Source organism: Dyadobacter sp. LHD-138 (assembly GCF_030929615.1).
Lineage (GTDB): Bacteria > Bacteroidota > Bacteroidia > Cytophagales > Spirosomataceae > Dyadobacter.
In genome coordinates this window covers 173,277-186,063 of sequence record NZ_JAVFVU010000011.1, presented here as the reverse complement: position 1 = coordinate 186,063, position 12,787 = coordinate 173,277, and the positions used below count along the sequence as shown (strand labels likewise).

The 12,787-nt window shown below is 44.5% G+C and carries 13 protein-coding genes; 2 read left to right on the top strand and 11 right to left on the bottom strand.

What is annotated here, in order from left to right:
* Window positions 1-148: 148 nt before the first annotated feature.
* Window positions 149-661, bottom strand: coding sequence for an HNH endonuclease (locus RB622_RS10525; protein WP_308046507.1), 513 nt, complete (start codon window positions 659-661; stop codon window positions 149-151).
* Between the two features lie 168 nt (window positions 662-829).
* A complete protein-coding gene (gene smpB / locus RB622_RS10520; RefSeq protein WP_308046506.1) occupies window positions 830-1,288 on the bottom strand; it encodes an SsrA-binding protein SmpB in 459 nt (152 codons plus the stop codon).
* Between the two features lie 61 nt (window positions 1,289-1,349).
* Between smpB and RB622_RS10515 the strand changes: the two genes are divergently transcribed.
* Window positions 1,350-1,829 carry a nuclear transport factor 2 family protein gene (locus RB622_RS10515; protein ID WP_308046505.1) on the top strand — a complete coding sequence of 160 codons (480 nt, stop codon included), beginning with the start codon at window positions 1,350-1,352 and terminating at the stop codon, window positions 1,827-1,829.
* Window positions 1,830-1,931: 102 nt separating this feature from the next.
* Here RB622_RS10515 and accD read toward each other — a convergent pair whose 3' ends face one another.
* Window positions 1,932-2,774, bottom strand: coding sequence for an acetyl-CoA carboxylase, carboxyltransferase subunit beta (accD, locus tag RB622_RS10510; RefSeq protein WP_308046504.1), 843 nt, complete (start codon window positions 2,772-2,774; stop codon window positions 1,932-1,934).
* 264 nt (window positions 2,775-3,038) lie between these two features.
* Here accD and RB622_RS10505 point away from each other — a divergent pair, with 264 nt between their 5' ends.
* On the top strand, window positions 3,039-3,578 hold the full coding sequence (locus RB622_RS10505; protein ID WP_308046503.1) for an NADPH-dependent FMN reductase: 540 nt from the start codon (window positions 3,039-3,041) through the stop codon (window positions 3,576-3,578).
* Window positions 3,579-3,609: 31 nt separating this feature from the next.
* Here RB622_RS10505 and ftsZ read toward each other — a convergent pair whose 3' ends face one another.
* The 8 genes from ftsZ to mscL form a co-directional block, all read right to left on the bottom strand.
* The gene (ftsZ, locus tag RB622_RS10500) at window positions 3,610-5,052 is read right to left on the bottom strand and encodes a cell division protein FtsZ (protein ID WP_308046502.1); all 1,443 of its coding nucleotides are present in this window, start codon (window positions 5,050-5,052) and stop codon (window positions 3,610-3,612) included.
* 43 nt (window positions 5,053-5,095) lie between these two features.
* Window positions 5,096-6,439 (bottom strand): cell division protein FtsA, encoded by a 1,344-nt coding sequence (ftsA, locus tag RB622_RS10495; protein ID WP_308046501.1) that lies wholly within the window; start codon window positions 6,437-6,439, stop codon window positions 5,096-5,098.
* Window positions 6,440-6,454: 15 nt separating this feature from the next.
* Window positions 6,455-7,231 carry a cell division protein FtsQ/DivIB gene (locus tag RB622_RS10490; protein WP_308046500.1) on the bottom strand — a complete coding sequence of 259 codons (777 nt, stop codon included), beginning with the start codon at window positions 7,229-7,231 and terminating at the stop codon, window positions 6,455-6,457.
* 25 nt (window positions 7,232-7,256) lie between these two features.
* Window positions 7,257-8,648, bottom strand: coding sequence for a UDP-N-acetylmuramate--L-alanine ligase (murC, locus tag RB622_RS10485; protein WP_308046499.1), 1,392 nt, complete (start codon window positions 8,646-8,648; stop codon window positions 7,257-7,259).
* A 45-nt stretch (window positions 8,649-8,693) separates the two neighbouring features.
* On the bottom strand, window positions 8,694-9,791 hold the full coding sequence (gene murG, locus RB622_RS10480; protein ID WP_308046498.1) for an undecaprenyldiphospho-muramoylpentapeptide beta-N-acetylglucosaminyltransferase: 1,098 nt from the start codon (window positions 9,789-9,791) through the stop codon (window positions 8,694-8,696).
* Window positions 9,792-9,798: 7 nt separating this feature from the next.
* The gene (locus RB622_RS10475; RefSeq protein ID WP_308046497.1) at window positions 9,799-10,953 is read right to left on the bottom strand and encodes an FtsW/RodA/SpoVE family cell cycle protein; all 1,155 of its coding nucleotides are present in this window, start codon (window positions 10,951-10,953) and stop codon (window positions 9,799-9,801) included.
* Between the two features lie 9 nt (window positions 10,954-10,962).
* On the bottom strand, window positions 10,963-12,309 hold the full coding sequence (murD, locus tag RB622_RS10470) for a UDP-N-acetylmuramoyl-L-alanine--D-glutamate ligase (RefSeq protein WP_308046496.1): 1,347 nt from the start codon (window positions 12,307-12,309) through the stop codon (window positions 10,963-10,965).
* 144 nt (window positions 12,310-12,453) lie between these two features.
* Complete coding sequence (mscL, locus tag RB622_RS10465; RefSeq protein ID WP_308046495.1) at window positions 12,454-12,786, bottom strand: large-conductance mechanosensitive channel protein MscL; 333 nt, start codon at window positions 12,784-12,786, stop codon at window positions 12,454-12,456.
* Window position 12,787 lies beyond the last annotated feature (1 nt).

Below are 12,787 nucleotides of genomic sequence, written 5' to 3'. Positions count from 1 at the left end.
CGAGCCATACAGCTGAAAATAGTTAAACTAGAAATTTAAAAAACAGGACGCAAAGGTAAGTATTTTCTAAATAAAAATCCATATCTCCAGGATTTGATTTAGAAAAAATTTACAGGATGCCGTTACAGGCGAAGTGGGGGAGTTTCAATCAGTTAACTGCTCTTTCTTTCGAGCCAAGATAGGGAAGCCATTCTGCATCGGCTAATCCGGAAAAGTCTCGGATAAACATTAAAAATGACGGTCGGAACGGGCGTTGGCGTAAATGCATTCCGGCTTCTTCCGGTGTATAGTCTCCTTTTTTTGAATTGCAGCGTTTGCAGGCGGTGGCTAGGTTGTCCCAGGTTGTTTTGCCTCCCCTGGATTTGGGCATCACGTGGTCTAACGTGAGGTGGTCATGTGTTCCGCAGTACTGACATCGGTTTCCATCCCGTTTGAAGATATTGTGCCGGGTCATCACGACGCCGCGATAGGGCAGATGAATGTATCGGTTCAGGCGGATGACGATGGGCATCGGATATTCATCCCTGACAGTCCTGAGAAAAAGAGTCGGAGATTCCGCCAGCAATTCAGCCTTGTTTAAATAAACCAGTAAAAATGCTTTTGGTACGGTGCAAACACTGAGTGCACTATAATCTTGATTAAGAACCAGAACTTTACCCATGAGTCTTTACGGCAATTAATTCCCACAATATAGGAATTTTACCTAAAAAAACGTTTCGTAAAATTCAATTATTGTTAAAAAAGGCTCCGGCGTACGGCCTGAGATTTAATTATATGGAAATTTTCCGGGCAAAGGGTTAAATAGCTCACTCACAGGCTGAGCCCCCGCTCAATAATCCGCCCTGTCTCTTTCTCGCTTGATATCCTTTTCTTTGATGCTGTCGCGTTTGTCATACAGTTTTTTTCCCTTTGCCAAAGCAATGCTCAGTTTGGCAAAACCGCGCTCGGTTGTAAAAAGACGCACCGGCACGATCGTCAGCCCCTGATCTTTCAAATTTTCGTTGAGTTTCCGCATTTCCCGTTTCGTGAGCAACAGCTTGCGGTCACGCAGGGGATCATGGTTCCAATGTGTGCCTTCCGTATACACAGAGATGTGCATGCTGCGGACGTACAACTCCCCATCCATAAAAAGACAATAAGCGTCGGTCAGGTTCACCTTGCCCTGGCGTATTGATTTTATCTCGGTTCCGGTTAACGATAAACCTGCGGTAAACTCTTCAAGAAAAAAATATTCGAACGACGCACGTCGGTTTCGGATATCCACTTTTTTCACTAATTTCTCTGACATATGATATTACGAACACAAAAAGGTCTGTAAAATTAGGGTTTTGCTAAAACTATACCAACAAATGAAAATAACATGCGCAAAGGAATACCTTAAAAAGGCCCTATTTTTTAGCCTTTTAATAACTATTTCAAATATTGCATCTGCACAGTCACAGGAAGCATTGATACGTTCTTCGGTTGATCAATTGTTTGACGGCATGCGATCCGGCGACTCCTCCGCTTTGAGGAGTGTGTTTCAGCCTCAGTCGGTACTGACTTCAATCTCCGTCAACGCCAATGATTCGGTCGTCTCGCATCAGGGTAAAACGGAAGAGTTTATTACAGCCGTCGGCAAACCGCATCCGAAAAAATGGGATGAAAGAATTTATGACGTAAAAATTTCAGTAGACGGCCCCATGGCGATTGTCTGGGCTCCATACAAATTTTACCTCGGCGACACCTTCTCGCATTGCGGCGTCAATGTGTTCACGATGATCAAAACGGGGCAAGGCTGGAAAATCCATGCCATTACCGATACAAGACGAAAAGCGGATTGCCTCTAGTCTTGTATTCCGGCCAAAACATTCTTCCCATATAACAGAAACCGCAGGAAAAATAGGCTCGCTACCATTCCTGCGGTTTCTCTTGTAAGACGACGCCGATTATTAACTCAGCATGGTTAACAGGCTCGTCAGTTTATCTTTTAAATCTTTACGGTCCACAATGAAATCCAGGAAGCCGTGTTCCAAAACGAACTCTGCACTCTGAAAACCTTTCGGAAGATCTTTACCAATCGTTTCACGAATAACGCGCGGACCGGCAAAACCGATCAATGCCTCAGGTTCGGAAATATTGAAATCACCCAGCATCGCATAAGAAGCCGTTACGCCACCCGTCGTAGGATCCGTCAACAAAGAAACATAAGGAATTTTCGCCTCAGACAATAACGCAAGCCTTGCCGAAGTTTTTGCCATTTGCATCAATGAAAACCCCGCCTCCATCATACGCGCTCCGCCAGATTTTGAGATCATGAGGAAAGGCTGTTTGTGTTTCAAGGAATAATTGATCGCACGCGCAATTTTTTCTCCAACCACAGAACCCATAGATCCACCGATGAAATTGAAGTCCATGCAGGCAATCACGATTTTTACATCGTTCATTTTTCCATGACCCGTACGGACGGCATCTTTCAAACCGGTTTTGTGCTGTGTTGCTTTGATACGATCGGGATAGGCTTTGGTATCCACGAAATGCAGCGGATCACCGGAAGTCAAACCGGCATCAAGCTCGGTAAACTGGTTCTGATCGAATAACAATTCAATATATATATCAGACCCAACTTTTTCGTGGTAGTTGCAATGCGGGCAAGTGTAAGCATTTAATTTGTGCTCTCTGGTGGCAGTAATTTTCTTGCAGCTTGGACATTGATACCACAACCCATCCGGAGCTTCACGTTTCATTTCGGTGGGTGTATTGATACCTTTTTCTTTCCGAATAAACCAGGACATATTATTTAGTGGGTTAATATCTTTGATTATAGTCTGTAAACAAACCTTTTATCTACTGTTCACGATGAAATTAGGGGTCAAATATACTAATAAATGTTGGGTATCATCAAAGTGTCACTTACTATTGCATCCTCCCTGATTAGTTTTAACCTTACTTTGGCAAATTGGGCACCAATAAAAAATATCTTTATCTTGTAGCCTAATTCTATTAATCAAGCATCCTCACGAATTCAGATTCAGCAATTTCGATTCGTACTTTAACGTATGGCAGCTACTACTTCTATTGTGATCATTGTTGGCACCAACCGTCCAAATTCAATGTCACGACGCATTGCAGAATACTACCAAAGACTTCTTAATCAATACGATACCCCAAGCACAATACTGGACCTGGTTGATTTACCGCATGATTTCACTTTTACTGCCTTGTATGCAAACAGTGGAAAAAATGACGCCTTCAATCAGTTGAGAAGCCATATCGACGGCGCCGAAAAGTTTATTTTCATCGCCCCTGAATACAATGGTTCCTATCCCGGCGTTTTAAAAGCTTTTATCGACGGACTTCCTTATCCCAATAGTTTTACAAATAAAAAAGCAGCACTTGTGGGATTATCTTCCAATAATCAGGGAGCAGCAACGGCATTAAGTCATTTGAATGACATTTTCAGCTATTTGGGCATGAACACTTTGGCACTCCGGGTGAAGCTGGCCCAAATTCAGGCTCATTTTCATGATTCTGAAATTACCAATCCTTTATACAAAGAGTTACTGGAAATCCAGGCGGAGCAAATTATCCGTTTCTAACAGAAAAGGAGCCTTTGGGCTCCTTTTCTGTTTATTTTAACCAATGCTGTTCCATTTCACTTGACGGAATAGCCGGTTTTTTCCATAGTTCTATATGGCTGCGGCGGTAAGCCGGACCTTCCAGGTCTCCCCATTTTACCAAACCGCCCTGAAACGATTTTACCATCGCCTCTATTTTCGCCGTTTCTTCATTGGACCATTCGTTGCTTTCATCGAACTCCGCATAGGATACATGGCCGTATGATCTGCCATCCTCCATGTCAAGAATATCCGGATCAACCATCAGATCAATGGACCCGGTTGCCGTATTTTCTTCCAGTTCCTGGGTCAGTATAACCGTCGGAGCTTCCTGAGGCACAATGATATTCGGAAGTTCGGGCACTGGAACAACCTCCTGCGGCTGTGTTTTACCCGTAAATCCATTTTTCAATTCAATGCCTGGAATGGGTGATTCAACGCTGTCGAAACCCGCAGCGACGATGGTCACGCGTAGCTTATCACTTAGCGAATCGTCCGTAATCGTACCGAGTTTGAACATTCTCGCTTCTCCTCCCACCTGAGAAAGGACATAACGCCAGATCTCGCGCTGTTCCTTCATCGTGGCCTCTCTTTTTTTGCTCGTCGCAAGGGTTACCAGGATGCGTTTCGCACCACGGATATCACGATCGTTCAAAAGCGGAGAATCCAGCGCTTCTTTGATCGCCAGCTGGGCACGGTCAGCGCCGGTTGCCTCGGCAGTACCCATAACAGACTGTCCGGCGTTTTTAAGAACCTTTTCTACGTCTTTAAAATCTGTATTGATATTTCCGTTTGTCGTAATGATTTCGGAAATACTTTTTACTGCATTCAGAAGAATTCCATCAGCCTCGGCAAATGCCTGGGTCAACGTCATATCTTCATATAATTCTTCCAGTTTATCGTTAAGTACGACCAGAACGGTATCGCTAAATTCTTTCAGTTGTTCAATACCTTCAAGGGCTTGCTCTTTTTTGTCAAGTCCTTCCCAGGTATAAGGTGCCGTTACAACAGCTACGGTAAGCTTGCCCATTTCCTTTGCAAGCTGCGCGATCACTGGTGCCGCGCCGGTTCCTGTACCACCACCCATACCGGCAGTGATGAAAACCATTTGCGTGGAACCTCCAAGTAATGCTTTAATCTCCTCAATCGTTTCAAGAGCCGCTTCCTTTCCCTTCGTTGCATCCGTCCCCGCTCCCAAACCCTGCGTTAAAGTAGCACCAAGTTGAATCTTAACCGGAACCGGGCTGTTGGCAAGCGCCTGCCTGTCCGTATTACAAACGGCGAACTCTACATCTTTGATCTTTTTCTCAAACATGTAGTTGACGGCATTGCTTCCTCCGCCTCCCACGCCTATCACCTTGATGATGGCTGGTTCGGTCATGCCTGCATTGGGGTCTTTTACGATTTCGTTCACAATGTAGTCCTGGTCTAGAGCGTGCAACAAATTTTTATTCATAGTCCGGGGTGGTTGATGTTGGTGCAATTCTTCCTAAATAATTTCAATAATCTCCTATACTGTCATCTTTTCGGCCAATGATACGATCCCAAAATGATCCATCTTCTTTTGGCACTTTTTTAAATTCCTTCGGCTTACTTGGGGCTTCTCTTAACGGGGCACTTTGATGTACAGGAGGTTTGCATATTGATTTTACTCGCGGATCTATTGACTTAATACCAGCCCAGGCTAATCCAATCGCAGTAGAAAATGAAGTATTACTGACCGCATCCGCTTTGGCAGTATGCGCCAGACGTTCAGGTAATCCGACCCGAACAGGCATATTGGTTACTTTTTCAAACAATAATTCAATGTCAGGAATATTGGCAGTTCCGCCCGTCAGGACAATTCCGCCAATCAGATGCTCTTCATAACCGGATTTCAGGATTTCGGCATATACCATCGCTGATATTTCCTTAAGCCTCTCTTCGATGATCAGGGCAACGTTTTTCTTTAAAACCTGCTTTGGCGGACGTCCGGCAAGGAAGTTCACCAAAACTTCTATGTTAAGCGGCACTTCGGATGAAATGGCCATACCATGTTCTTTTTTCAGCTTTTCAGCATTTTCCGGCTGCACGCCACAACCCAATCTCAAATCGGCGGTAATATGTCTGCCGGCAATCGGGAACGAGGCAATATGACGGATGATACCATCCTGGTAAATCACAAGATCCGTCGTGTGATCCCCGATATCCACCATGGCGATACCCGCTTTTATTTCCCCTTCGTCCAGCACAGCCAGGCTGGTGGCGAGCGGCGCATAAATCATCTTGTCAAATTTCAGATGCGGATCTGCTTCCAGCAAACTTTTCTTTGTACGCTGAATGGATTGGTTATTGGCAGAGACAATTAAAAAATTCCCGCCAAGTTTAATCCCGGTTCTTCCCACAGGCTCACGTACACCTGTTGAATTGTCCACCACAAATTCCATCGGCAACACGTGCAGCACATCATAGTTTGCCTCCGTTTTTGCCCGGTACATATCATCAACCAACTGGTCAACATCTCTCTGGGTCACCTCATCGCCCGTGGACGAAGTAGGACGGATCACGCCGTCGCTTTGTGGTGTAACTCTTACGTGTGTGCCGCTGAAACTTACGTTTACAATACCAATATCCAGGTCCGAACGTGACGACGCTTCAGCAAGTGCCTCGCGGATCGCGCTTCCAACCTGTTTTATATTCTCAACCGAACCATTAATGACAGCTCCTTCAGGCACAAGAACTTCGCTAAATCCTAAAATCTCGATATTGTCAAAACGAGATCCCGTTGATGTACCATGCGCTGCTACTACGGTAATTTTCGTGCTTCCAATATCTACTCCTACTACAATATTATCCTGTGCCATGTTGATGGTGAATTATTATTCACAAACTATTTGATCTTGAAACTTAACACTAATTTTTGAATATCTGCTCCAATCTTTGCTAAGTACTTCATCGTAAAAAATACGAAGCTTCTCAAATTTTGGTTCGAAATTCTCTGCCATTCCTAACTCAATGCGTTGATCCCCTAAAACGGTCATTAACTGCACTTCCCCGTCTTTGTCAACATACATTTCAGCAACCTGTGCACTCCAGAATTCATTGGTATTCAAAAAACGGATTAAATCCATCAGCATCAAGCCTTTTTTGGTTTTTAGTTGTTTTGGACTACTAAAAAAAGGACCTGAAACCAACAGTGTCCGTGCCGAATAACTCTCGGACAACGGAAAAAAAACGCCTTCATCATTAATATAATACCCGGAAGTATTACGCCACTCGCCATGCTGCGAGGTATTGATCCATCGCGCAAGCGGTTTTTCCTGCTCTACTTCTACGACGATGTTACCCTTAAGGTCACGAAATACCTGACATTTTTTTACAAGTCTGTTCTTTCTGACCCGGTTTTCAAGGTCTGAAAGGTGCACATCCCGCAATCTGCTTCCTAGCAACGGATCTCCTCCACCTTCAGTAAGAAGCATTTGAACATCTGTTTTATCCAGAAAATGCATCCCCGAATCACCGTCGATCGAGATGATAATATTGTTACACCGTTGATTACCAAGGCGGCTTTCAGCCATACCGATACCGGCAATTGGCAAAATAAGCCACAAGCTACGTTTAAACAAATGCCAAGAATAGTCAAATTTACGTAACATCTTAGTAATTTTAAAAACGCCGGTACTAATTATTACTAAAAGGGTTTTGTAGCAGATTTTTAATAGGCCCTACCAGGGTATCAATGTCACCCGCGCCAATCGTTACTACAATATCAGTATTTAATTTCGGTAAAAGGTCTAAAACTTCTTTTTTAGTTACCAAAATCTTATCTAAAATAGAAACTTTTTCTAGTACCATTTCAGAATTCACCCCTTCAATCGGCAGTTCACGCGCCGGATAGATATCCAGAAGTAACAGTCTGTTCACCAGTGAAAGACTCTCCGCAAAACCGTCTGCAAAATCCCTGGTTCTCGTAAATAAATGCGGCTGAAAAATCCCCGTGATATGTCTTCCCGGATAAAGTGCCTTGACAGACGATAAAAATGCTTCAATTTCGGCCGGATGATGGGCATAATCGTCGATATAAACCCGGTCTGGTAACTCCACCTGATATTCAAAACGCCTTTTCACTCCACGGTAGCTTTCCAGCGCCTCTTTTATATTTTCGGGGGAAACTTCCAGATATAAAGCAACGGCAGCGGCAGCCAGTGAGTTCTCAATGTTATGATAACCCGGAATTTTCATCGCAACATCCTGAATCACCCCGCCCGGATGAACGATATCAAAAACAAATCGTGCATTTTCAATCCTGATCCGGTCCGCATGATAATCGCCTTCCGTCAAGGAATATGTAAACACCCGGGCTTTTGTACTCGAAGCAAGTTCCAGTCCCTTCTTCATAAACAACGCACCATCGTCATCGATCTGGCTGACATATTCCCGGAACGATTCCAGAACCGCCTCATGTTTTCCATAAATATCCAGATGGTCAGCATCCGTAGACGTGACGATGGCTATTTCCGGGAAAAGCGTCAGAAAAGAACGGTCAAATTCGTCTGCTTCAACCACACACACCACCTCACTGAGATTTTCCGTTGGGGTATTTAACAACAAATTGGTGCCATAATTTTGGGTAATCCCACCCAAAAATGCGGTACAATTCACATCCGAATAACGCAGGATATGCGCAACGATCGACGATGTCGTCGTTTTTCCATGCGTTCCTGCAACACCAACTGTTTTTAAATTCTTTGTAAGCAAACCCAATACCTGTGATCTTTTCAGGATCATAAAATTTTCCTGCCTGAAATAATTCATCTGCTTATGCTGCACAGGAACCGCCGGCGTGTAAACAATTAAAGTTTGCGAAGGATCAGCGGTGTATTCCGCCGGAATACTTTCTATTTCATCTTCAAGCGTAACCGGAATACCTTCGGAAATAAGATTCTGAACCAGCGGGGTAGAGGTTTTGTCATATCCGGCCACCTGAAATGCGTTCGCCTTAAACCATCTGGCCAGCGCACTCATGCCAATTCCGCCTATCCCAACAAAATATATGTATTTCCAGTTATCCATAAAATGACGCGATAAAAGATATTTTTTTGTAAAATGATATAAACACTACTTGATTAATTTCAGCACCTCGGCAGCAATATCATATGCCGCAGTCGGCTTCGCCAGTTTCTGAATATTGGCTTTTAGCGATTCCTGCTTTTTCTCATCCCTGAGCAGGTTCAAGGCTGCCGGAATTAATTCTTCCGCCGCATTGGCATCTTTAATAAAAACAGCAGCGTCCTGTTCCACCAGATTCATTGCATTTTTTGTCTGATGATCCTCCGACGCAAAAGGAAACGGAATTAAAATCGAAGGTTTTACCGCCAGACACAGCTCCGAAACCGATAATGCGCCTGCTCGCGAAACAACCACATCCGCCGCCGCATAAGCCAGATCCATCTCGTAGATAAATTCAAAAGCTTTTACCTGATCCGATTTCAGGTTGGCAATCGTCTCGTTGGCTGAACTTATAAAACCTTTTCCAGTCTGCCACAACACCTGATAACCCGCCTCAACCAGACTGGCCAGCCCGGCGTTCAGACTTTCATTGATTGACCTTGCCCCCAAACTTCCTCCCATCACGAAAAGTGTTTTGCGGTTTTCCTGAAACCCGAAATGCGCCAAGGCTTCTTTTCGTTTGGAAGAAACATCTACGATATCGCTTCTGACGGGATTACCGTAAAGCCTGATTTTTTCACCAGGAAAAAATGCTTCCATGCCTGGGTAAGCCACACATATTTTACTGGCCCTTTTGGCCAGAAGTTTATTGGTAATACCCGCGTAGGAATTTTGCTCCTGCAAAAGCGTCGGAATTCCCATGAGTGAGGCAATCATCAACAAGGGACCGCTGGCAAAACCACCGACGCCCACTGCGGCATCCGGCCGAAAATCTTTAATCACCGATCTTGCCTTCCACAAACTCCGGACCAGCTTTAACGGGAAACTGAGGTTATCCAGAGAAATTTCTCTCTTAATACCGACAATCGGCAAACCAACAATTTTATATCCCGCGCGGGGTACCTTTTCCATCTCCATTTTTCCAAGCGCACCCACAAAAAGGATTTCAATTCCCGGTTCAATTTCCTTAAGGGCGTTGGCAATGGCAATGGCCGGATAAATGTGTCCGCCAGTTCCTCCTCCGCTAATGATTACTCGTTTAGACATAAAATTTTTAAATCTTTTGCTCATCCATTTTCTCCCCTCTGCTTACGCTCAGGATCATGCCCATTGCCACACCCGTAAAAAGCAATGATGTCCCGCCCTGACTGAAAAAAGGAAGCGTCTGGCCGGTTACAGGTACCAAACCAACCGTGACCGCCATGGCAGAAAATGCCTGACTTACCACGACAAAGGTCAGTCCGGCAGATAACAATCCTCCGAAAGGCCTTTTGGTGGCCTCAATCGCTTTAAGACCGCGGTATAATAAAACGAGGTAGGCGATCATCAGTGCCACGCCTCCCAATGTTCCGTATTCCTCTACAACCACTGCAAAAATAAAATCTTTCTGAGGCTCGGGCAGAAACCTTCGCTGCCGGCTTTTCGCAGGGCCTTCTCCGTAAAGGCCGCCCCGGGCCATCGCCATATAAGATTGTTGTGACTGATAAACGACGACATCCTTATCAAAAAAAGCACTGATCCTGTTTTGTGCCGTTCCTGAACGCTGCGTCGAATTGAGCAGAATCGCAAGGCCGGCAAAAAAGACCAGTCCGAGCGCTGTAAAAAACAGATAGTGAATCGGCACTTTCCCGACGAACATCAGTAAGAAGCAAATGCCTGCCAGCATAATCGCCGTCGAAACATTACTCGTAAAAATCAGTCCGCAAACCACACCGACCAAGGCCAGCGGTTCCATAAAAAGCTCCCGGGTGTTCCAGCCTCCTTTGATATGTCTGGCGAGAATCAGCGACAAATGTGCAATTAATGCCACTTTCGCCCACTCTGATGGCTGAAAGCGCTGCCCGATAAAAGGTATCTCAATCCAGCGTGACGCTTCGTTCACCGACCGCCCAAAAAACATGGCAAAAATGAGGAGCAAAATGGAGCTCCAAACGGCCATGCGCGTCACGTAGACAAATTTGATATAAGGGATTTTATGAACCCAAAACATAATCAGCATCGACAACACACAGAGCACGGAATGTTTAAAAAGATAATATTCCGTATCCCCCTTTTTCAAACTGTATGCGTCCTTCACACTGGCACTATAAACGACCACGATACTCGAAAGCAACATCCCCACGCAGATACCCCAGATCCAGCGGTCGCCTTTGAGGTTTCCCGCAAACCATGCTTGCGTATCTTCCCTTAATTTGTGTAGAGCGTCCATGTGAGCCAGCTATTTGGTTAGATTGATAACGGCTTGCTTAAATTTGTCACCCCGGTCTTCATAATTTTTAAACAGGTCAAAGCTGGCGCAAGCGGGTGAAAGCAGTACCACGTCTCCGGGCACACTCCATTTCTGCGCCTGGTTCACGGCATCCTGAACATCTTCGGTCACATAAATCTGCGGCACGATCGCACCAAAATATTCTTTCAGTTTTTCGAATTTAGGGGTCAGGATAATCAGCGCCTTTACTTTCTGACGAACCAGTTCTTCAATCTGGCCGTAATCATTGCCCTTATCCACACCACCGGCGATTAGCAAAATCGGCCGATCGAAACTTCCCAGTGCATAAAAAACAGAATCTACGTTCGTCGCCTTGGAATCATTTACATAAGTCACCTCATTGATCACAGCCACCTGCTCCAAACGATGCGGCGCATTTTTAAAGGACAACAACCCGCTTTTAATTGCCTCCGGACTCAATCCCACACACTGGGCAACCAATATCGAAGCCAGCGCATTAACCGCATTGTGAGAGCCTTTTATCGGCAATTCCGAAAAATTCTGCTCATAATGTAACCCGTCTTTATTGGCAATCAGCTTTTGACCGCTTAAATAGCCTCCCTGTTTCAACGTATCTTCCAACGTAATGCCCCATTTTCTGGAAAAAACCGACCGTTTTTCCATCTCTTCAATGATCACATCACTATCTTCAAAATAGATAAAATCATCCTCAGCCGTCTGTTTTTGTATAATTCTGAATTTCGAATCAACGTAATTCTGAAAATTATAGTCATACCTGTCCAGATGGTCCGGCGTGATATTCAGCAAAACGGCAACGGAAGGACGGAACTCAAAACTATTATCTAACTGGAAACTACTGATTTCCAATACATAGTAATCAAAATTCTTCTCAGCGACCTGCCATGCAAAACTTTCTCCGATATTTCCGGCAAGACCGACATGCAGCCCCGCCTCATGCAGCAGATGATAAATGAGCAAAGAAGTCGTTGTTTTACCGTTACTGCCTGTAACCGCAATCAGTTTCGCATTGGTATAACGGGACGCAAATTCGATCTCCGATATAACCGGAATTCCTCTCGACGCCAGGGCCACGATGATCGGTGCCTTGTCGGGGATACCCGGACTTTTCACCACTTCATCCGCATCCAGAATAAGCGAATCCGTATGAAATCCTTCCTCAAAATTTATATTTTCACGAAGTAAAACTTCGCGGTATCTATCACTGATCGGACTACGATCCGACAAAAAAACTTCGAAACCTTTTGATTTAGCAAGTATTGCCGCGCCAATTCCGCTTTCTCCACCACCCAATACGACGAGTTTTTTCTGCACCATATTTTCACATTTTAACTAAAGGAGTAAAGTACGCAGAATAATCCCTTCCAATGAAGAAATTTTTACGCTTTCTTGAAAAAATCTTAAGCATAAAAAAAGAGGCGTGAAATCACACCTCTTTCTCTACTTATGCTTGTAAATATTTTATGCGCCTTTCTTGGCTGACTCTGAAAGCTTTAAACGATTTGCTACCTTAACGATCAGGAAAATAACCCATGCGATGATCAGGAACTGAATCATGGTCTGAATAAAATTACCATACTTGATGGCCACTTCCGGCGTTTCTCCCACCGCTTCCTTCAAAACAACTTTTAACTGAGTAAAATCCACGCCGCCGATTATTAGACCCAGAATCGGATTAATAATATCTTCAACCAGCGAAGTTGTAATTTTTCCAAAAGCAGCTCCGATGACAACACCGACAGCCAGATCCAGAACATTGCCCTGGGCGATAAAGGTTTTAAATTCCTGCAGCATA

Excerpts from the sequence above, each read along its gene's own strand:
- RB622_RS10515 (WP_308046505.1), top strand. The coding sequence starts at position 1,350 with ATGAAAATAACATGCGCAAAGGAATACCTTAAAAAGGCCCTATTTTTT.
- mscL (WP_308046495.1), bottom strand. The coding sequence starts at position 12,786 with ATGCTGCAGGAATTTAAAACCTTTATCGCCCAGGGCAATGTTCTGGAT.
- accD (WP_308046504.1), bottom strand. The coding sequence starts at position 2,774 with ATGTCCTGGTTTATTCGGAAAGAAAAAGGTATCAATACACCCACCGAA.
- murD (WP_308046496.1), bottom strand. The coding sequence starts at position 12,309 with ATGGTGCAGAAAAAACTCGTCGTATTGGGTGGTGGAGAAAGCGGAATT.
- RB622_RS10505 (WP_308046503.1), top strand. The coding sequence starts at position 3,039 with ATGGCAGCTACTACTTCTATTGTGATCATTGTTGGCACCAACCGTCCA.
- murG (WP_308046498.1), bottom strand. The coding sequence starts at position 9,791 with ATGTCTAAACGAGTAATCATTAGCGGAGGAGGAACTGGCGGACACATT.
- RB622_RS10475 (WP_308046497.1), bottom strand. The coding sequence starts at position 10,953 with ATGGACGCTCTACACAAATTAAGGGAAGATACGCAAGCATGGTTTGCG.
- smpB (WP_308046506.1), bottom strand. The coding sequence starts at position 1,288 with ATGTCAGAGAAATTAGTGAAAAAAGTGGATATCCGAAACCGACGTGCG.
- RB622_RS10525 (WP_308046507.1), bottom strand. The coding sequence starts at position 661 with ATGGGTAAAGTTCTGGTTCTTAATCAAGATTATAGTGCACTCAGTGTT.
- ftsZ (WP_308046502.1), bottom strand. The coding sequence starts at position 5,052 with ATGAATAAAAATTTGTTGCACGCTCTAGACCAGGACTACATTGTGAAC.
- ftsA (WP_308046501.1), bottom strand. The coding sequence starts at position 6,439 with ATGGCACAGGATAATATTGTAGTAGGAGTAGATATTGGAAGCACGAAA.
- RB622_RS10490 (WP_308046500.1), bottom strand. The coding sequence starts at position 7,231 with ATGTTACGTAAATTTGACTATTCTTGGCATTTGTTTAAACGTAGCTTG.
- murC (WP_308046499.1), bottom strand. The coding sequence starts at position 8,648 with ATGGATAACTGGAAATACATATATTTTGTTGGGATAGGCGGAATTGGC.